Source organism: Pseudomonas delhiensis, from assembly GCF_900187975.1.
GTDB classification, from domain to species: domain Bacteria; phylum Pseudomonadota; class Gammaproteobacteria; order Pseudomonadales; family Pseudomonadaceae; genus Pseudomonas; species Pseudomonas delhiensis.
The window spans coordinates 1-20,522 of the sequence record NZ_FZPC01000034.1 but is presented as its reverse complement, the minus strand read 5'-3'; the positions used below and the strand labels follow the sequence as shown (position 1 = coordinate 20,522).

General features: G+C 71.1%; 13 protein-coding genes and 2 pseudogenes. 14 read left to right on the top strand and 1 reads right to left on the bottom strand.

Translation table 11 applies throughout. The features are described from left to right. Nucleotides 1–49: 49 nt before the first annotated feature. Nucleotides 50–2,173, top strand: a complete 2,124-nt coding sequence (locus CHC02_RS25390) for a PQQ-dependent dehydrogenase, methanol/ethanol family (protein ID WP_089394168.1) — start codon at nucleotides 50–52, stop codon at nucleotides 2,171–2,173. A 10-nt stretch (nucleotides 2,174–2,183) separates the two neighbouring features. Here the strand turns inward: CHC02_RS25390 and CHC02_RS25385 are convergent, their stop codons facing one another. Further along, entirely contained in the window at nucleotides 2,184–2,903 is a 720-nt protein-coding gene (locus tag CHC02_RS25385) for a Crp/Fnr family transcriptional regulator (RefSeq protein WP_089394167.1), read from the bottom strand. Nucleotides 2,904–3,109: 206 nt separating this feature from the next. Here CHC02_RS25385 and CHC02_RS25380 point away from each other — a divergent pair, with 206 nt between their 5' ends. The 13 genes and pseudogenes from CHC02_RS25380 to CHC02_RS31040 all read left to right on the top strand — a co-directional run bounded on the left by CHC02_RS25380 (nucleotide 3,110) and on the right by CHC02_RS31040 (nucleotide 19,821). Continuing rightward, nucleotides 3,110–3,877, top strand: coding sequence for a class II aldolase/adducin family protein (locus CHC02_RS25380; RefSeq protein ID WP_089394166.1), 768 nt, complete (start codon nucleotides 3,110–3,112; stop codon nucleotides 3,875–3,877). Nucleotides 3,878–3,888: 11 nt separating this feature from the next. After that, nucleotides 3,889–4,866, top strand: coding sequence for an NAD(P)-dependent oxidoreductase (locus tag CHC02_RS25375; RefSeq protein ID WP_089394165.1), 978 nt, complete (start codon nucleotides 3,889–3,891; stop codon nucleotides 4,864–4,866). Beyond that, nucleotides 4,863–5,165: a Dabb family protein gene (locus tag CHC02_RS25370; protein ID WP_089394164.1), complete on the top strand. Its 303-nt coding sequence runs from the start codon at nucleotides 4,863–4,865 to the stop codon at nucleotides 5,163–5,165. The genes CHC02_RS25375 and CHC02_RS25370 overlap by 4 nt, the downstream gene beginning before the upstream one ends. 554 nt (nucleotides 5,166–5,719) lie before the next feature. Beyond that, entirely contained in the window at nucleotides 5,720–7,420 is a 1,701-nt protein-coding gene (locus tag CHC02_RS25365) for a long-chain-fatty-acid--CoA ligase (protein WP_208604365.1), read from the top strand. Nucleotides 7,421–7,447: 27 nt separating this feature from the next. Beyond that, nucleotides 7,448–8,251: a lipase family alpha/beta hydrolase gene (locus CHC02_RS25360; protein WP_089394162.1), complete on the top strand. Its 804-nt coding sequence runs from the start codon at nucleotides 7,448–7,450 to the stop codon at nucleotides 8,249–8,251. Between the two features lie 128 nt (nucleotides 8,252–8,379). Further along, nucleotides 8,380–9,996: a wax ester/triacylglycerol synthase family O-acyltransferase gene (locus tag CHC02_RS25355; protein ID WP_244160996.1), complete on the top strand. Its 1,617-nt coding sequence runs from the start codon at nucleotides 8,380–8,382 to the stop codon at nucleotides 9,994–9,996. 88 nt (nucleotides 9,997–10,084) lie between these two features. Further along, entirely contained in the window at nucleotides 10,085–11,440 is a 1,356-nt protein-coding gene (locus tag CHC02_RS25350; protein WP_089394160.1) for an MFS transporter, read from the top strand. A gap of 17 nt (nucleotides 11,441–11,457) precedes the next feature. After that, the gene (locus tag CHC02_RS25345; protein WP_089394159.1) at nucleotides 11,458–12,561 is read left to right on the top strand and encodes a M14 family metallopeptidase; all 1,104 of its coding nucleotides are present in this window, start codon (nucleotides 11,458–11,460) and stop codon (nucleotides 12,559–12,561) included. After that, complete coding sequence (locus CHC02_RS25340) at nucleotides 12,558–13,994, top strand: amidase (RefSeq protein WP_089394158.1); 1,437 nt, start codon at nucleotides 12,558–12,560, stop codon at nucleotides 13,992–13,994. The genes CHC02_RS25345 and CHC02_RS25340 overlap by 4 nt, the downstream gene beginning before the upstream one ends. 58 nt (nucleotides 13,995–14,052) lie before the next feature. Further along, nucleotides 14,053–16,284, top strand: a pseudogene (locus CHC02_RS30805) (winged helix-turn-helix domain-containing protein); the annotation flags it as partial. A gap of 165 nt (nucleotides 16,285–16,449) precedes the next feature. Further along, a pseudogene (locus CHC02_RS31005) lies at nucleotides 16,450–16,644 on the top strand (response regulator transcription factor); the annotation flags it as partial. Nucleotides 16,645–17,054: 410 nt separating this feature from the next. Further along, entirely contained in the window at nucleotides 17,055–18,002 is a 948-nt protein-coding gene (locus CHC02_RS25330; protein ID WP_089394156.1) for an alpha/beta hydrolase family protein, read from the top strand. Nucleotides 18,003–18,153: 151 nt separating this feature from the next. After that, entirely contained in the window at nucleotides 18,154–19,821 is a 1,668-nt protein-coding gene (locus CHC02_RS31040) for a methyl-accepting chemotaxis protein (protein WP_089394155.1), read from the top strand. Nucleotides 19,822–20,522 lie beyond the last annotated feature (701 nt).

Genomic DNA, 20,522 nt, shown 5'->3' with positions numbered 1-20,522 from the left:
GCCTCGCCCGAAACGAGCCGCCGCTGGCGGCGCCATGAGGGAACGAATCATGAAAGCACCTTGGAATACCGGGGCGGCGCTCCTGCTGCTCGCGGCGCCGCTGGCCTGGTCGGCCGGCCCGGCGGCGGTCGACGCCCGGCGCCTGAACGCCGCCGACAGCGAGCCCGGCAACTGGATGAGCACCGGCCGCACCTACGGCGAGCAGCGCTATTCGCCGCTGGAGCAGGTCAACGAGGGGAACGTGGGGCGGCTCGGCCTGGCCTGGGACTACGGCTTCGGGCTGGACCGCGTCATCGAGGCCACGCCCCTGGTGGTGGACGGCGTGATGTACACCACCAGCGCCTACAGCATCGTCCACGCGCTGGACGCGCGCACCGGCGAGCTGCTGTGGAAGTACGACCCCGGGGTCTATCGCGGCATCCAGGGTTCGGGTTGCTGCGACGCGGCCAACCGCGGCGTGGCGGTGTGGAACGGCAAGGTCTACGTGGGCGTGTACGACGGCCGGCTGGAAGCCCTGGACGCCCGCGACGGGCAACGCCTGTGGTCGGTGGACACCGTGCTCGACCACGCTCGCAACTACACCATCACCGGCGCCCCGCGCATCATCAAGGGCAAGGTGGTGATCGGCAACGGCGGCGGCGAGTTCGGCGTGCGCGGCTACGTCACCGCCTACGATGCCGAGACCGGCGCGCAGGCCTGGCGCTTCTTCACCGTGCCGGGCGACCCGGCCAAGGGCGACGAGACCGACACCATCGGCATGATCCGCAAGACCTGGTTCGGCGACCAGTACTGGAAACAGGGCGGCGGCGGCACCGTGTGGGACTCGATGGCCTACGACGCCGAGCTCGACCTGCTCTACCTCGGCGTCGGCAACGGCGCCTTCTGGAACTACGGCCAGCGCTCCCAGGGCAAGGGCGACAACCTGTTCCTTTCCTCCATCGTCGCGGTCCGCCCCGACAGCGGGCGCTACGTCTGGCACTACCAGACCACGCCGGGCGACGCCTGGGACTACACCGCCACGCAGCACATCGTCGTCGCCACCCTGCCCATCGACGGCAAGCCGCGCAAGGTGGTGATGCAGGCGCCGAAGAACGGCTTCTTCTACGTGCTGGACGCGGCCACGGGCAAGCTGCTCTCGGCCGCCCAGTACGCCCCCAGGGTCAACTGGGCCAAGGGCGTGGACAAGGACAGCGGCCGGCCGATCATCGACCTGGAGGCGGCCGACTACTGGAGCAAGGGCGAGGCCAAGCTGGTGTTCCCCGGTTCCCAGGGCGGGCACAACTGGCAGCCGATGAGCTACAGCCCGAAGACCGGCCTGGTCTACATCCCCACGCAATCGACGGCCGACATCCATCACCCGAAGGCGAAGCTGGATACGCCCGCCAAGGGCCGGTGGAACACCGGCCTGGAGTTCCCGCCGATGCCCAGGGACAGCAGGAGCATCGACGAATTCGCACGGATCTACACCGGCAAGCTGCAGGCCTGGGACCCCGTGCGGCAGCGGGAAGCCTGGTCGGTGCCCTACGCGCAGATCGCCAACGGCGGCACCCTGGCCACCGCCGGCAACCTGGTGTTCCAGGGCACCCACGATGGCCGCCTGCTGGCCTACGCGGCCGACAGCGGCAAGCTGCTGTGGCAGCGCGAGGTCAGCAGCGGCGTGGTGGCCGCGCCTGTCACCTACAGCGTGGACGGCGAGCAGTACGTGACCTTCAGCAGCGGCTGGGGCGGCTCCTACCCGATCACCTTCGGCGCCCTGTCCGAACGCACGCGCACCGTGCCCGACGCCCGGGTGTTCACCTTCAGGCTCGGCGGCACCGCGCCCATGCCCCAGGTCAGGCGGCGCGCCATACGGCTGCCCGAGCCACCGCCGATGACCGCCGACGCGGCCACGGCGGCGGCCGGCGACCAGCTGTTCCGCGAGCACTGCGGGGTGTGCCACGGCCTGGGCGCCTTCAGCGCGAACGTCATTCCCGACCTGCGCTACATGACGGCGCAGACGCACGAGGACTTCCAGGGCATCGTCGCCGGCGCGCGGGCCGGCCGGGGCATGCCGCCGTTCGCCGGCCGGCTGACGCCGGAGCAGGTGGAGCAGATCCGCGCCTACCTGATCGAGCGCGCCCACGAGCGACGCGCCGAGCTGCAGGCCGCGGGCCAGCCGCCAGCGGGCCCCTAGGGCCGCCCGGCTAGCGGGCCGGCCGCTCCTGGGCCAGGGTCTGCAGCACATCCGGGCGCAGCAGCAGCAGTTGCCCGTAGCGCTGCCGGATCAGGCCCTGCTGCTCCCACTGCTTGAGCACCTGGTTGACACGCTGGCGGGTGGCGCCGATGAGCTGCGCCATGGACTCCTGGGATAGCCGCAGGTCCAGGCTCACCCCCTCCTCCTCCTTCGCCCCGAAGGATTCGCTCAGGCCCAGCAGGCGCCCGGCCAGGCGCTGCTCCAGCGACTGCGTGGAAAAGGCGGCGAAGGCCACCAGCATGGCGCGCAGGCGGGAAACCTCCAGGTCCAGCAGCATGCGCACCAGCGCCGGGTGGCGGTCGCACAGCTCGCCCAGGGCCAGCGGGCTGATGTGCAGCACCTGGGAGGGCTCGTGGGCATGGGCGTCGTGCAGGCGCGTGCTGTGGTCGAGCATCGACACCTCGCCCAGCCAGCTGCCCGGTTCGTAGAAGTTCAGCACCGCCTCCTGGCCGTCGCGGGTGGTGTTGCTGAGGCGGATGATGCCCTGCAGCACGATGTACAGGCCGTCCGGCGGCTCGCCGCAGCGGAACAGCTGTTGCCCGCTGTTCAGCGCGCGGACGCCGGCGCGGGCCAGCATGTCGTCGCGAACCGGCGCCGGCAGGCCGCCGAACCAGGGGCTGGCCATCAGCACGGCCAGATGCGACTCGGACAACATCGAGGGGAAGGTCACGCCTGCAAGCTCCATGAAAACGGGACGGTGCCGCCCATTATTCGGCCGCCCGGCAAGCCAGCACAAGGCATGCCGGCAGCTTCCCCCGTCGACGAGTGCCCGCGGGCGGGCGCCACCGTCCAGGCGTCAAATTCAGGACAGTTGCCGGGCCGCGCCAGGACGTAGCCTGCGGTGCTCCACCACAACACCTACAAGAAGGAAGCACCATGCCCCACGAACTCGCCCTCCCCCATGTGCGTGCCCAGGTGAGCGACGAAGAATGGCGACTGCGCGTCGACCTGGCCGCCTGCTACCGGCTGGTGGCGCTGTACGGCTGGACCGACCTGGTCTTCACCCACATCAGCGCGCGCATCCCCGGCCCCGAGCACCACTTCCTGATCAACCCCTACGGCCTGCTGTTCGACGAGATCACCGCCTCCAACCTGGTGAAGATCGACCAGAACGGCGACAAGGTCATCGACAGCCCCTACGACGCCAACCGCGCCGGCTTCGTCATCCATAGCGCCATCCACGCCGCGCGCCACGACATCCAGTGCGTGCTGCACACCCACACCAGGGCCGGTGTGGCGGTCAGCACCCAGGAATGCGGCATCCTGCCGATCAGCCAGCAGTCCACCTTCGTGCTCTCCTCGCTGGGCTACCACGACTACGAGGGCGTGGCCCTGCGCGACGACGAGAAGCCGCGCCTGCAGGCGGACCTGGGCGACAAGTTGTTCTTCATGCTGCGCAACCACGGCCTGCTCACCGTCGGCCACAGCATCGCCGACGCCTTCCTGCACATGTACACCTTCGAGACCACCTGCCAGATCCAGCTGGCGGCCCAGGCCGGCGGCAAGCTGATCGAGGTCGACCCGCGGATCATCGAGGGCGTGGCCGAGGTGGCGCACAAGCAGACCGGCGGCCAGGGCGGCGACTTCGTCTGGCCGGCGCTGCTGCGCAAGCTCGACCGCATCGACACCAGCTACCGCGACTGAAGGAACGAGCGATGAGCGAAAAACCCTGCATCGCCCTGTCGCGCCAGGTGCCCGATGCGCTGTTGGGCAACCTGCGCGCCCATGCCGACATCCGCATGCCGGACCAGGGCATCCCCGAGGACCTCGCCGGGCTGCTGGGCGAGGCCGACTACGCCCTGGTGGTGCCCGGCGACCGCATCGACGCCGCGCTGCTGGCGCGCTGCCCGCGGCTGAAGGTGCTGAGCACCGTCAGCGCCGGCTTCGACCACATCGACGTGGCCGCCTGCACCGCCCACGGCACCCGCGTCTGCAACACCCCCATGGCGGTGGCCGCGGCCACCGCCGACCTCGCCTTCGGCCTGCTGCTGGCCGCGGCCAGGCGCATCGTCGAGGCCGACGCCTTCGTCCGCGGCGGCGGCTGGCGCGCCGACTCCTCGCCGCTGTTCGGCCAGGACGTGCACCACAAGCAACTGGGCATCCTCGGCCTGGGCGGCATCGGCAGGGAACTGGCCAAGCGCGCCCGCGGCTTCGACATGGACGTCGCCTACTGCAACCGGCACCGCCTGCCGGAAGCGGAGGAGGCCCGGCTGGGCGTGCGCTACCTGGACTTCGAAAACCTGCTGGAACAGAGCGACGCGCTCATCCTGCAACTGCCCTACAACGCCGCCACCCACCACATCATCGACGCGAAAGCGCTGGCGCGGATGAAGCCCCAGGCCATCCTGATCAACACCGCCCGCGGCGGCCTGGTGGACGAGAACGCCCTGGCCACGGCCCTGCGCGAAGGCCGCCTGGCGGCAGCCGGGCTGGACGTCGCCGAGGACGAACCGGCGGTGAACCCGGCGCTGCTGCCCCTGAGCAACCTGGTGCTGTCGCCGCACAACGGCGCCTCCACCCGCGAGACCCACCGGCGCATGACCCTCGAGGCCTTCGACAACCTGCTCGACGCCCTGCGCGGCGAACCGCTGCGCAACTGCATCAACCCCCTGCCAGAGGAACATTGCGCATGAGCGTACAGAGCGTAGTCATCACCTGGCTGAAGGAGCCGGGCAACCTCGAACACATCGCCCGGCTGACCGCCGCCTGCGAAAGCCTGCGGCAGATCCCGGGGGTGCGCGAGGTCCGCTTCGGCCCCCGCGCCAGCCTGGGCCGCAACGGGCCGGACGAGAGCTTCGACTTCGGCACCATAGTCACCTTCGAGTCGCTGCAGGCGGCCCAGGACTACGGCCCCCATCCCCTGCACCTGCAGGCGGCGCAGCTCACCCTGCAACTGGCCGAGCGCTTCCAGAGCTTCTATTTCGAAACCTGAGTTGGGGCTAGAAAATCGCGGACGGAGTCCCACACCGCCACCGCTGTCCCACCTGTAGGAGCGCGCCCTGCGCGCGATTCGCGGGCAGGGCCCGCTTGTGTCTGCGCTCGACCGTAGGGCGAATAACCGTTCGCGGTTATCCGCCGCTCGCCGGCGCACCGGTACCCGGCGACGGCGGATAACGCCGTAGGCGTTATGCGCCCTACGGGTTGGAAAGAGGCGGCGCAGGCCGCGAGACAGTTGCTCCTATCCCACGCCCACCTCCTGCAGGTTGACGCTGAACGTCTCATTCATGCCGGGCAGCCCGCTCTTGCCTGCAGCCTGCCGCCTGCAATGACGTAGGCGTAGCGCCATCAGCCCCATGAATCCCCCACCCTCCATTCCGCTGATCACGCCACAAGGCCCGTTCCAGAGCCCTTTCGGCGCTCACCCATCAGCCTTTGGTACGAATCTCCCGCACCCTCGTCGGCAGTTTTTCCAAGCCGCAAATTCCGGACAGTTCATACACCAGCCCCAGCCTCACCATGCCGGCAAACAATAAGGAGACACTTGCAGTGCAAACCCCCTGGACCCGCTCTTACCCTGCCGGCGTACGCTGGGACAACGACCTCTCCGGCCTCAGCGTGCTGGACATGCTCGACGATTCCGTGCGCCGCTGGCCGGACCGCCCGGCCATCGACTTCATGGGGCGCAAGGTCGCCTACCGCGAGTTCGCCTCGCTGATCGACCGCGCCGCCAAGGGCCTGCAGGACCTGGGGGTCGGCCCCGGCGTCCACGTCGGCCTCTACCTGCCCAACGTGCCGCAGTACGCCATCGCCTTCTTCGCCATCCTGCGCGCCGGCGGCACCGTGGTGAACTACTCGCCGCTGGATGCCGGCGACGTGCTGGCGCACAAGATCGAGGACAGCCGCACCGACATCCTCGTCACCCTCGACCTGGACAGCCTCTACCCGCTGATGGAGCGCCTGCTCCAGAGCACCCGCCTGCACACCCTGGTGGTGGGCTCGCTGGGCGACTTCGGCGCGCAGCCGCGGGAGACCCGCGCCCGCCTGCAGCAGGAGGGCCAGCTCGCCCAGGTGCTCTACAGCGAACAGTGCCTGCCCTTCGAGCAACTGCTGGACAACGACGGCGACTGGCAGCCCCACCCGCTGCCGCCGCTGGACCAGGCCCTGGCCGTGCTGCAGTACACCGGCGGCACCACCGGCCTGCCCAAGGGCGCCATGCTGACCCACGCCAACCTCGGCGCCGCCGCGGCCCAGGTGGCGATGATCAACGTCGACAACGACCAGCGCCTGTACGAGGGCCGCGAAAGCATCCTGGTGGTGCTGCCGCTGTTCCACATCTATGCCCTGGTCGGCTGCCTGCTGTTCCCGGTGGCGGTCGGCGCCGAGATGCGCCTGCACGTGCGCTTCGACGCCGGCGCGGTGCTGCGCGACATCCACGACAACCGGGTGAGCTGCTTCCCCGGCGTGCCGACCATGTTCACCGCCCTGCTCAGCCACCCGCAGGTGGGCGAATACGACCTGCGCTGCCTGAAGATCTGCGCCTCGGGCGGCGCGCCGCTGCCGGTGGAGCTGATGCAGCAGTTCAAGGCCCTGACCGGTTGCCAGATCACCGAGGGCTGGGGCATGACCGAGACCTGCACCGGCGGCACCTTCACCCCGGCCGAGCGGCCCAGGGCCGGCTCCTGCGGCATCCCGCACATCGGCGTGGACATCTGCTTCCTCGACCTCGACGCCCCCGAGCGCAAGGTGCAGTTGGGGCAGAACGGCGAGCTGGCCATCCGCGGGCCGAACATCATGCGCGGCTACTGGAACGCCCCCCAGGCCAGCGCCGAGGCCTTCACCGCCGACGGCTACTTCCGCACCGGCGACGTCGGCTACATGGACGAGGACGGCTACATCCACATCGTCGACCGCACCAAGGACATGCTCCTGTGCGGCGGCTACAACGTCTACCCGCGGGTGATCGAGGAAGCCATCTACGCCCACCCGGCGGTGGAGGAAGTCATGGTCCTGGGCATTCCCGACGCCTACCGCGGCCAGTCGCCCAAGGCCTACGTCAAGCTGCGCGCCGGCCATGCCCCCTTCGACCTCGACGGGCTCAAGGCCTTCCTCAAGGACCGCCTGGGCAAGCACGAGATGGTGCAGGCCCTGGAAATCCGCGCCGAACTGCCCAAGACCGCCGTGGGCAAGCTCTCCAAGAAGCTGCTGAAGGACGAGATCGCAGCTGCCCAATCACCCAGCAACACCTGACCCGTACCCCCGTACAAGGACACCGTCATGCCCTCGATCTTCCCCGCCTCCATCACCGCGCCCTTCCGCCGGCACCCCGTGGAGCGCCGCCCGTCCCCCCTGCTCTGGGCGCTGGAATCGCGCGCCCTGCTGGAATGGGCCTCGATCCCGGCCGCCATGCCCTGGCTGCTGCTCAACGTGCCACGCGGCGATGGCCACAGCGTGCTGGTGCTGCCCGGGCTGATGGCCAACGACTACTCCACGCTGCCGCTGCGCCGCTTCCTCGCCAGCCGCGGCTACGACGCCCATGGCTGGGGCCAGGGCCTCAACCGCGGGCCCGGCGAAGGCGTGGTGGACAGGCTGCTGGCCCAGCTGCAGCAGTTGCACGAGGATTCGGGACGCAAGGTCAGCCTCGTCGGCTGGAGCCTGGGCGGCATCTTCGCCCGCGAGCTCGCCCGCGCCCTGCCGGGCAGCGTGCGCCAGGTGATCACCCTCGGCAGCCCGCTGTACGGCCCGCCGCAGAGCAGCACCAACGCCTGGGAGCTGTACCGCCTGGTGCGCAGCTTCAAGCGCGATGCCGAGGAACGCGGCGAGGAGGCGCCGCCGGTGCCCACCACCTCCATCTACAGCCGCGGCGACGGCATCGTCGGCTGGGGCGGCAGCGTGGAACGGCGCGGCCGCCTGACCGACAACATCGAGGTCAACTGCGCCAGCCACATCGGCCTGGGCGTGCACCCGCTGGTCTGGTACGCCATCGGCGACCGCCTGGCGCAACCGGAGGACCAGTGGCGGCAGTTCCGCCCGCGCGGCCTCAAGCGCGCCCTGTTCCCCTTCCGCGCGCCGAAACGATGAGGAACTGAACCGCCCGCCGCAACGGGCCTTGCGAGCAATTTCCCAGCAACGACAAGAACAAGGTTGGTGACGCGATGAAACATCTGAGCGGGATGGACGCCATATTCCTGCATATGGAATCGGCCGAGATGCCCACGCACATTGGTTCGCTCCATGTGCTGCAACTGCCTGAAGGCTACGAAGGCGACTTCTACGAAGAGGTCAAGCGGTACCTGGCCGGGCGCCTGCACCTGGCGACGGTCTTCACCCGCAAGCTGGCGTTCATGCCCTTCGACTTGTCGGACCCGGTCTGGGTCGAGGACGAACACCTGGACCTGGAGCACCACATCCGCCACATCACCCTGCCCAAGCCGGGCAGCAACCGCCAGTTGCAGCAGGTGGTCGCCCGCGCCCACTCGAGCCTGATGGACCGCAGCCGGCCGCTGTGGGAAATCACCATCATCGACGGCCTGCGCAGCGGCGAGGTGGCGCTGTACGCCAAGGTCCACCACGCCAACGTCGACGGCCAGGCCGGCATCGAGCTGGTCCGCGCGCTGTTCGACGACGTGCCCAGCGGCCGCGTCATCCCGCCGGCGCCGCCGCGGCTGCGGCGCAACCCGTACCAGCTCGGCGTCGCCGAACTGGCCGGGGCGGCCATCGGCAACGCCGGCCGCCAGTACGTCAAGCTGGCCCGGATGCTGCCGGACATGCTGCGCGCCGGCCGCAGCCTGCTGCCGGTGGTGGGCGACAGCAGCCTGCGCAACTGGCGCAACCTCGACCCGCGCAAGCTGCTGGCCCCGCGCACCCCGCTGAACGTGGCCATCACCAACCAGCGCAGCTTCGCCGGGCGCACCGTGCCCCTGGCGGAGATCAAGGAAATGGCGCGCCAGCTGGAGGTGAGCTTCAACGACGTGGTCATGGCCACCGTCTCCGGCGCCCTGCGCCGCTACCTCAAGGCCAGCGGCGAGCTGCCGGAGAAGCCCCTGACCGCCGCGGCGCCGGTGAGCCTGCGCGCCCCCGGCGACGACACCGCCAACAACCAGGTGAGCATGCTGGCCATCGACCTGGCCACCAACGAGGCCGACCCGCTGGAGCGCCTGCGCCGCATCAACGCCTCCTCGACGCAGCGCAAGGAGGCGATGAACCGCTTCCGCTCGGCCATCCCCATGGACTTCCCGATCTTCGCCGCGCCCTGGCTGCTCTCCGGCCTGGCCGCCATGTACGGCCGCTCGCGCCTGGCCAACTGGATGCCGCCGCCGGCCAACCTGGTGATCTCCAACGTCACCGGCATTCCCATGCAGCTGTATTTCGCCGGCGCCAAGGTGCTGTGCTACTACCCGGTGTCCATCCCCAGCCATGGCATGGCCCTGAACGTCACCGTGACCAGCTACCACGACCGCCTGGACTACGGCCTGATCGCCTGCCGCCGCGCCCTGCCCGACCTCAACGACCTGGGCGACCACCTGCTGGCCGAGCACCGCCGCCTGCTCGAACTGGCGCGCAGCAAGGCCGCCGTGGCGGCGCCCCAGGGCAAGGCAGGCGACACCCCCGCCGGGCCGAAACGCCCCCGCAGCGCCCCCAGGGCCGCCCCCGCCAAGCGGGACGACGCCCGGGGCAAGCCGGCCGCCAAGGCCGGCCACCCCGTCAAGGCGCTGCCCAAGGCCAGGCCGGCCACCCCGCCGCGGCGCAAGGTGAACGGCGCCGCGGCGCAACAGCCCAGCCCCGCGCCGCAGCCGGCAGCGGTCGAAACCACCCAGGTCCAGTAGTCCCGGCGCCGGTCCGCCGCGCGGCGGCCCCACAAGGGCCAGGCGCGGCGGCCGGCACCCCGTGGTCGCCCCTCCCCCGGAGCCTCGCATGTCCACACTCATCAGCGCGCCCGCGGCGGCGCAAAGCGGCCTGGCGCCCCACGGCAACGTCGAAGCCGTCTATGCCAGGATCACCCGCCGCCTCATCCCCTTCCTGTTCATCTGCTACCTGCTGAACTTCATCGACCGCGCGAACATCGGCTTCGCCCAGCTGCAGATGAAGACCTCGCTGGGCTTCAGCGATGCCGTCTACGGCCTGGGCGCGGCCATGTTCTTCGTCGGCTACGTGCTCTTCGAAGTGCCCAGCAACATGCTCCTGCAGCGTATCGGCGCGCGCCTGACCATCATGCGCATCATGCTGCTCTGGGGCCTGGCCTCCAGCGCCACGCTGCTGGTCACCACGCCCACCCAGTTCTACCTGGTGCGCTTCCTGCTCGGGGTGTTCGAGGCCGGCTTCTTCCCCGGCATCGTCCTCTACCTCACCTTCTGGTACCCGCCGCAGCGCCGCGCCCGGGTGCTGGCGCTGTTCTGCATGGCCCAGGTGGCCGCGGCCTTCATCACCAGCCCGGTGTCGGGCTGGATCCTGAAGAACATGCACGGGCTGCATGGCTGGGAAGGCTGGCAGTGGATGTTCTTCATCGAAGGCATGCCCACGGTGCTGCTCGGCCTGCTGGTGCTATGGCTGCTGCCCAACGGCCCGCAGGACGCCAAATGGCTGAGCGCGGACGAGCGCGAGCTGCTGCGCCAGGGCCTGCAGGGCGCGGCCAGCGACGGCGAGGCCAGCGGCGGCCACGGCAAGGGCGCGCTGGCCGCGGTGCTGCGCGACCCGCGCATCTACCTGCTGGCCTTCGGCGCCTTCGTCTCCGGCTGCGCCGGCTACTTCCTGGCCTTCTGGACGCCGACCATCATCCGCGAGCTGGGCGTGGCCGACCTGCAGCTGGTCGGCCTGTACGCGGTCGTCCCCAACGTCTTCGCGCTGTTCGCCATGTTCTGGTACGGCCGCCGCTCCGACCGCCGCAACGAACAGCGCCTGCACTGGACCGCGGCCTTCATGGCCGCCAGCGCCGGCTTCCTGCTGCTGGCCTGGGCCATCGGCAACGGCAGCCTGGCCTGGACGCTTGTCGCCATCACCGCCGGCGGCTCGGCCCTGGTGGCGGCCACCCCGGTGTTCTGGGCCATGGTCACCCGCTACCTGGAACGCGAGCGCGCCGCCGTCGGCATCGCCCTGGTCAACACTCTGGCCAGCGTCGCCGGCATCAGCCCGGCCGTGGTCGGCGCCATCAAGGCCCGCACCGGCAGCCTGGACGACGCCATCTACCTGCTCTGCGCGCTGTTCATGATCGCCGCCCTGGCCATGGCGCTGGGCATGCGCAAGGCCCTGGCGAACAGCGGACGGCCGGCCTGAACCCCGAGGAGACACCCGTGAGCAACCCTTCCGAATACTTCGCCCAGGACTATCGCCAGGCCCGCCGGCAGTTCCTCGCCCGCGCCCGCGCCGCCGGCCTTCAGGCCAGCAGCCACGTCCACCCCCTGCCCGGCCGCGACGACGAGCAACTGGCCGTGGACGTGGCGCGCTTCGGCGCCGCCGACGCCCAGGCCCTGCTCATCGTCAGCAGCGCCTGCCATGGCGTCGAGGGCTTCTGCGGCTCCGGCGTGCAGAACGCCCTGCTCGACGACCCGGGCTTCCACCAGCGGGCGAAGGCCGCCGGCGTGGCGGTGCTGTACATCCACGGCATCAACCCCTGGGGCTTCTCCTGGTGGCGCCGCTGGACCCACGAGAACGTCGACCTGAACCGCAACTTCCAGGACTTCGCCGGCCCCCTGCCCGCCAACCCGGGCTACGACGCGCTCGCCCGGGCCCTGGTGCCGGACACCTGGCCGGCCCCCGAGGCCGACGAAGCGCTCTACGCCTACCTCGCCGAACACGGCCCGCGGGCCATACAGCAGGCCATCAGCGGCGGCCAGTACCAGTACCCCGACGGCCTGTTCTACGGCGGCAACGCGCCGACCTGGAGCAACCTCGCCCTGCGCGCGATACTGGGTGAACACGCCAGCCGCTGCGCGCGCCTGGGCTGGATCGACCTGCACACCGCCCTGGGCCCCTGCGGCCACGGCGAGCGCATCGCCCACGCCCGCCCCGGCGACGCCGCCGGCCTGGCCCGGGCCCGCGCCTGGTGGGGCGCGGACGTGACCTCGCTGTACGAGGACGGCTGCGTGTCCGCCGAACTGGCCGGCAACATGTGGCACCTGGCCTACCAGGCATGCCCCCAGGCCGAATACACCGGCATCGGCCTGGAGTACGGCACCCTGCCGTCGGAGGACGTGCTGATGGCCCTGCGCGCCGACCAGTGGCTGAGCAACCACCCCGAAACCGACGCCGCCACCGCCGCGGCCATCAAGCAGCGCCTGCGCGACGCCTTCTACGTCGACACCGACCACTGGAAGCGGCGCGTCGTCGAACAGGCGCTGGACGCCGCCTTCCAGGCCCTGGACGGCCTGGCCGGCCAACCGGGAGCCCGCCCATGAACGATTCGCTGCATCTGCTCGACGCCACCGCCCAGGCGCAACTGGTCACCCGTGGCGAAGTCACCCCGCTGGAACTGGTGGACGCCGCCATCGCCCGCATCGAACGGCACGACCCCGCGCTCAACGCGGTGATCTGGCGCCAGTTCGAACAGGCCCGCGCACGGGCCCGCGGCCCGCTGCCCGGCGGCCCCTTCCGCGGCGTGCCCTTCCTGCTCAAGGACCTGGCCGGCGGCGCCGAGGCCGGCCAGCCGCTGTCCTACGGCAGCCGCCTGGGCGTGCACAACCGCGCCGACCACGACACCGAGCTGGTGCGCCGCTACCGCGCCGCCGGCCTGATCACCGTCGGCCGCAGCAACACCCCGGAATTCGGCATCACCCCGGCCACCGAGCCGGCGGCGTTCGGCCCCTGCCTCAACCCCTGGAACCTCGCGCTCTCCGCCGGCGGCTCCAGCGGCGGGGCCGCCGCCGCGGTGGCCGCGCGCCTGGTGCCCATGGCCCATGCCAGCGACATCGGCGGCTCCATCCGCATTCCCGCCTCGGCCTGCGGGGTGTTCGGCCTCAAGCCCAGCCGCGGGCGCAACCCGGTGGGGCCCAAGGTCGGCGAAGGCACCGGCGGCCTGCCCGCCGAGCACTGCTGCTCGATCTCGGTGCGCGACAGCGCCGCCCTGCTGGACGCCACCTCGGCGCCGGACCATGGCGCGCCCTACCTGGCCCCGCCCAGGAGCCGCCCCTACCTGCAGGAAATCGACGCACCGCACCGCCGCCTGCGCATCGGCCTGCTGCGCACGCCGTTCACCGGCGTCGCGGTGCACCCGGACTGCCAGGCCGCGCTGGAATCGGCCGCCCGGCTCTGCCGCGAACTGGGCCACGAGGTCAACGACGAGGCGCCGACGGTGTCCGACGTGCCCGCCCTCGGCCAGGCCTTCGTCCGCCTCTTCGTGGTCTCCGCGGCGCTGCACCTGCGCAGCCTGGAGCAGCAGGTAGGCCACTCGGCCGGGGCCACCGACATCGAGCCGCTGACCCGCGTGCTGGTCGGGCTCGCCGGCCAGGTCAGCGCCACCGACTACGTCCTGGCCCAGCGCACCCTGCAACGCATGGCGCGGGAAATCGCCGCCTTCCACGAGCACTACGACCTGATCCTCAGCCCGACCCTGGCCTGCCCGCCGGGCGCCATCGGCGAGCTGGCCTACCGGGAGGGCGAGCCCATCGACAGCTACTTCGGCCGTTCCGCGCCCCTTGCGGCCTTCACCTCGATCTACAACGCCACCGGCCAGCCGGCCATGAGCGTGCCGCTGTACTGGACCGAGGGCGGCACGCCCATCGGCGTGCAGTTCGCCGCGCGCCTGGGCGACGAAGGCACCCTGTTCCGCCTCGCCGCGGAACTCGAACGGGCCCGCCCCTGGGCCTCCCGCCTGCCGCCGCTGCGCGGCTGAGCCGGCCACCGTACCCGCAACGCCGCCCCGGCCAGGTCCGGGGCCAGGAGCCTCGCAGATGAACCCGCACCCCAGCGTCCACGCCATCGCCAGCCGCACCGCCCCCCGCCCCCTGAGCGGGGCGCTGCCGCTGCTGCCGGCCCGCCACCTGGCGCGGCCGCGCCTGTTGCAGCGCCTGCTCGGCGGACGCCAGCGGGTGAACCTGCTGCACGCCCCCGCCGGCTTCGGCAAGAGCGTGCTGCTCAACGAATGCGCGCGCCAGGCCGGCCCCCGCGGGCGCGTCGCCTGGCTCGACCTGCGCGGCCGGGCGCTGAGCGCGGACGCCTTGCTCAGCCGCCTGGCCATAGTGCTGGACCTCGACCCCGCCGCGCGGAACTGGCAGGACGACCTGCAGCGCCTGCTGGAAGGCGGCCCGCAGCCGCTCTGGATAGTGCTGGACGACTACCCGCGCCAGGCCGACGCCGAACTGGACGCCTGCGTGGCCGGGCTGCTGGAGAACAGCGCCGCCGACATCCGCTGGTGGATCGGCGCCCGCCGCCGCCCGGACTGGAACCTGCCGCGCCTGCTGCTGCAGGGCGAGTTGCTGGAACTGGGCGCCGCCGACCTGGCGCTGGACCGCGACGAACTGGAACAGCTGCTGCGCAAGCAGCCGGCCGAAGCGGCCGAGGACGAGGCCGACGAGCTGCTCGGCCGCAGCGCCGGCTGGCCGGCCCTGCTCGGCCTGCTCGCCCTGCAGGGCCGCCTGCGCTGGCCCGAGGCCGGCGGCGGCCTGCTGCACGACTACCTGCGCCGCGAAGTGCTCGCCCCGCTGCCGGCGCCGCTGCGCGAGGCCCTGCGGGTGCTGGCCCACCTGCCCCGCTTCAAGGCCGGGCTGTGCCGGCACCTGGCGCCGGTGGGCGAAGCGGCCTTCGCGCAGCTGGAGCAGATGCAGCTGCTCCGGCGCCTGGACGAAGGCAGCGGCTGGTTCGCGCTCTGGCCGCCGCTCGCCGAGCTGCTGCGCCAGGCCCGCGACGAAGCGCCGCCCGCCGACGCCCTGCTGGCCGCCAGCCAGTGGTTCGCCGAGCACGGCGACCTGCGCCAGGCCACCCAGCTGGCCCTGGCCGCCGGCTCCATCGAACGGGCCGTGGCGCTGCTGCAGGACGCCAACAGCGACCAGATGATGGTCGAGCACAGCGCCGTGCAACTGCTGCGCTGGCGCGACGAGCTGCCCGAGGGCCTGCTGCAGTCCAGCCCCAAGCTGATCCTCCTGGAGACCTGGGCGCTGATCCTCTGCGCCCGCCTGGACGAGGCCATGGCCTGCCTGCAGGGATTGTCGCGCTTCCTGCCGCGGCCGGACGCCCACCGCCAGCGGCTCTGCCTGGCGCACTACCAGGCCACCCTCGGCGTGCTGCAACGCCAGTTCGCCCTGCCCGACGCGCGGCGCAACTGCAGCGACGCCCTGCAGCACCTGGAGGAACGCTTCTGGGGCCAGCACATCCTCTGCCACCAGGCCCTGGCCCAGCAGGCCATGGTCGAAGGCGACCTGACCGTCGCCCGCCAGCACTGCCAGGCCGGCCTGCGCCTGTCGCGGCGCCACGCCAACCTGTGCTTCGAGGCCCTGCTCAGCGTCGAGCACATCCACCTGCTGGCCCTTTCCGGCGAACACCGCCACGCCCTGGACTACGCCGAGCAGATGCTCGCCGAGTTGCGCAAGCACGCCCACGGCGGCCCCATGAGCGCCCGCCTGCACGTGCTGCGCGGCGAGCTGCTGGCCCTGCGTGGCGACGACGCCGGCGCCGAGGCCGGGCTCCAGCGCGGCCTGCGCGAAGCCGAGGAAAGCCAGGACGCCTACCTGCTGTACGCCTACCACGCGCTGATCAGCCTGGCCTGCGAGCGCGGCGAGGTAGAGCGCGCCCACCAGCTGCTGCTGGCCGCCGAGCGGCGCATGCAGCGCCTGTGCATCCCCGAGATCCGCTACCGCGAAGTGCTGCGCCTGGCCCGCGCCCGGCTGTGCCTGGCCAGCGGCGAACCGGCCAGGGCCCGCGACGAACTGTTCGGCGTGCTCGCCGAGCTGGGGCTCAACCCGCTGCTGGCCCCCACCGGCTTCTACGACCTGCAGTACCGCGTACGCCTGCTGCTGGCCCAGGCCCACGACGAGCTGGGCGAAACCACCCGCGCCAGCCACGAACTGCAGGCCCTGCAGCGCGACTGCCAGCGCCTGGGCCTGCGCAGCCTGGCCTGCGAGACCCAGCTGCGCCTGGCCGAGACCCTCCACGCCCTGGACCAGGCGGCCGCCGAGGAACACCTGCGCGAAGCCCTGCAGGACTGCCGCAGGCTGTCCCTGCTGCGGCCCCTGGCCCGGCTGCAGCGCAACGACGCCAGCTGGTCGCGGCAACTGCTGGCGCAACTCCCCGCCCTCGCCCCGGCCAACCGCGCGCCGGGCACCGCCGAAGCCCAGCCGGCGCCGGCGCCGGCGGAAATGCTCAGCCAGCGCGAACTGGAAGTGCTGGAACTGATCGCCCAGGGCTGCTCCAACCAGGAAATCGCCGAGCAACTGGAAATCTCGCTGCACACGGTGAAGACCCACGCCCGGCGCATCAACATCAAGCTCGAAGTGGAAAGACGCACCCAGGCCGTGGCCCGGGCCAAGGCGAGTGGGTTGTTGGCTTGATGGGGGGTCTTGGTGGGTGTTCTTCCTGTGGTATCGGTGTACTGGGGCGAGTCCGCTCCCTCTCCCCAGCCCTCGGCTGCGCGCCCCGCCCTGAAGGGAGAGGGGGCTTGTCCGTGCCGAGAGAAGGAATGGTTTCAGCCGGTAATCTCTGTGCTAGCCGGCTAACGCCGAAACACCCCTCTGCACCGCTTTTTCCCACCCCACCTGAACCTACCCCCCAACCCCACTCCAGCGCACACTATCAACCGGATCAGCGAGGCCAACCGCCCCGCTGCCGATCTGCAGCCTCCGCCGCCCCAACCCCGGTCGCACCCGGGATGGGTGCGGCGGTTTTTTTCCCGCAACTGTACTGGTAGCGCCCCATCGCCCAGCGCTAGAGTCCGTCCTGCACAATGGAAAAAGAGAACGCCATGGGCCTGCCACTGACCTTCGACGCCGCCGACGGCTACCCGCTCCAGGGCCGCCTCTGGCGCCATGCCGACGCGGCCGCGCAGCCGCGCCCGCTGGTGATCGTCAACCCGGCCACCTCGGTGCGCGGCGACTACTACGCGCGCTTCGCCGACTACCTGCACGGCCAGGGCTTCGACGTGCTCTGCTACGACTACCGCGGCATCGGCGGCTCGCGCCCGGCCTCGCTGCGCGGCTTCTCCGCCAGTTGGCTGGACTGGGGCCGCCTGGACTTCGAGGGCGCCCTGCGCTGGGCCGCGGCCAACGCCCCGCGGCAGCCGATCCTGGTGGTGGCCCACAGCGTCGGCGGCTTCCTGGTGGGCCTGGCCCCCTCCAACCACCTCGTCCAGCGCGTGTTCAGCATGGGCGCGCAGTTCGCCCACTGGCGCGACTACGCCCCGCGGCGGCGCCTGCGCATGCTGCTCAAGTGGCACCTGGCGATGCCGGTGCTCAGCGGCCTGTTCGGCTACTTCCCGGCCAAGCGCCTGGGCTGGATGGAAGACACGCCCCACGGCGTGGTGCGCGACTGGACGCACCCCGGCCCGCGCTTCGAAGACGCCTACCGGCGCGGCCCGCAGGCCATGAGCGCGGAAGAACGCTCGCGCCTGGCCGAGGGCTTCGCCGGCCTGCGCGGCGCCACCCTGGCCCTGAGCGTGACCGACGACGAGTTCGGCACCGGCCCGGCCATCCAGCGCCTGCTGGCCTACTACCGCAACAGCCGCTGCCTGCACCTGCGCCTGCCGCCCCAGGCGCTGGGCCTGGAGGGCATCGGCCACTTCGCCTTCTTCCACAGCCGCTTCCAGGACAGCCTCTGGCCCATCGCCCTGCGCTGGCTGCGCGACGGCGAGCTGGACGACAGCCTCGCCGCCTACCTGGTGGACTCCGCGCGGCAGCAGCCCGCCCCGGCCTGAACGGCGTTTTTCCCAGGTGAATCAATGATCTGCCCGGCCGCAGGCAGTGATATCCCCTGGCCATTACACAAGACTGTCACACGGCTTTCATATGCTCTGCGCGTCCGAAACCCGCTCGCCAGAGCATCACAGCAGCCCGTGGTAGCCCGTGATGAAGAAACCCCAAGCCCTCCTCGGCCGATTCGCCCGCTGGGAGCCCCTGCGGCGCCTGCGCATCGGCCAGCGCACCCTGCTCTGCTTCCTGTTCAGCGCCGCGCTGCTGGGCGGCGTCGGCGCCTATTGCCTGTACCAGATGGCGGCCATCCGCGCCCAGGGCGAGGCCATCGACGGCGACCAGCTGCCGAGCATCGCCCTGGCCGACAGCATCGCCCTCAACCTCGCCCAGCTGCGCGTGCGCTCCATGCAGCAGGTGGCCAACCCCGAGACCATGGTGCGCAGCGGCAACAAGGTGATCATCGAGCAGTTGGCCCTGGACATCGAACAGGAATTCCGCGCCTACCAGGCGCTGATCAGCGACGACACCGAGCGTGGCGCCATCGAGGCGCTGCACCAGGCCTTCGGCCAGTTCATCCAGACCATCCGCGAGGAACAGCAGTTGCTGGAGCAGCAGAAGCTGGACGAGGCGCGCACCCTGCTGGTCGCCAACATCGACCAGCAGGGCGAGGCCATCGACACCCAGGTGCAGCTGCTGCGCGAGCTCAACCGCCAGGCCGCGGACAGCGCCACCCGCGCGGCCGCCAGCGCCTACGCCCGGGCCCTGCGCATCGTCTGGGCGGCCCTGGGCGGCGCCCTGCTGGTCACCCTGCTGCTGGCCTGGCGGCTGACGCGCAGCCTGGTGCGGCCGCTGGCCGAGGCGCTGCAGGTAGCCGAGCGCATCGCCGCCGGCGACCTCAGCCAGGGCGTGCACAGCCAGGGCCGCGACGAGGCTGCGATGCTGCTGGAGCGCCTGGGGCGCATGCGCGACAACCTGCAGGGCACCATCCGCCAGATCGGCGAGGCCGCCGAGCAACTGGCCACCTCCAGCGAGCAGATGAGCGCGGTGATGGACGAAGGCAGCCGCGGCCTGCACCAGCAGCACGGCGAGATCGACGACGTCAGCCGCGCCATGAGCCAGATGAGCGCGGCGGTGGGCGACGTCGCCGAGCACGCGCAAAGCACCGCCGAGGTGGCCCGGCGCTCCAACGACGAGGCCCTGGACGGCCAGCGCCAGCTGGCCACCACCCTGGGCTCGCTGCGCGAGCTGGGCGAAGGCGTGCGCCACGCGGCGCAGCAGGCCCGCGGCCTGGCCGAGCAGACGCTGGATATCAGCAAGGTGCTGGACGTGATCCGCAACGTCGCCGAGCAGACCAACCTGCTGGCGCTCAACGCCGCCATCGAGGCGGCCCGCGCCGGCGAGGCCGGGCGCGGCTTCTCGGTGGTGGCCGACGAGGTGCGCGCGCTGGCCAAGCGCACCGGCGATTCCACCCGCGAGATCGAACAGCTGATCGGCGCCATCCAGCAGGGCACCGGGCGCACCGTCGAGGCGCTGCAGCACAGCGCCGAGCAGGCCGACCACACCCAGGGCCAGGCCAGTGCCGCCGACCGCGCCCTGGCACAGATAATCGAGGCCGCCCGCAGCATCGACGAACGCAACCGGCGCATCGCCGAGTCGGTGGAACACCAGGCCGCCATGGCCCGCGACATCGAGACCAACCTGGGCAACATCCGCGACCTGTCCAACCAGAGCGCCGCCGGCTCGCAGCAGACCAGCACCGCCAGCCACGAACTGTCGCGCCTGGCCGTGGACCTCAGCGGCCTGGTGCAGCGGTTCCGCCTGTAGGACCGGGGCGGAGCCCTACAGTTGCAGGAAAAGCGCCGGCGTAGGGCGCATAACCGTTCGCGGTTATCCGCCGTTGGCCGCGCCACCGGGGCGTCCGGCGCGGCCGGTGAACCCAATCGGGGAACCGGGAGCTTCATGGTTCCGCATCGCGCCGAACGGTCCCCTCTCCCGCTTGCGGGGGAGGGTTAGGGAGGGGGAGCGGCGTCAGGGTTGGCAGAGGTGCGCGAGCGAAGTCCGTCCCCTCTCCCCAACCCTCTCCCTGAAGGGAGAGGGGGCCATTCGGCGTGCACGGATAACGCAGCGTCAGCCGGCAAACTCGTAGGGCGAATAACCGTTCGCGGTTATCCGCCGTTGACCAATGCACCGAGGTTCGACGCAAACGGCGCATAACGCCGTAGGCGTTATGCGCCCTACGGGTTTCCAGAGAAACCTCCGAGCGCACCGGAACGCCCCTTCAGAAGGCCGAGCGAAACCGGCGCTCAGGAGGTCATGCGACATGGATGTCGCTAGAGCCCCGATCAGCACAGGGACGTGCTGTCGGGGCGGGCCTCCGTGGCGGGGGAATTCGTGAGGGTAGCCCGGCTCCATCGGGCCCGTATGCGGGGCATGTAGAGGACAAGCACATGGGTAACAAATGAGTTCAGTCACATGGGTGACACTCGCATCGTCAGGTATCGATCATTTCGCTCGTGTTCGTCCAG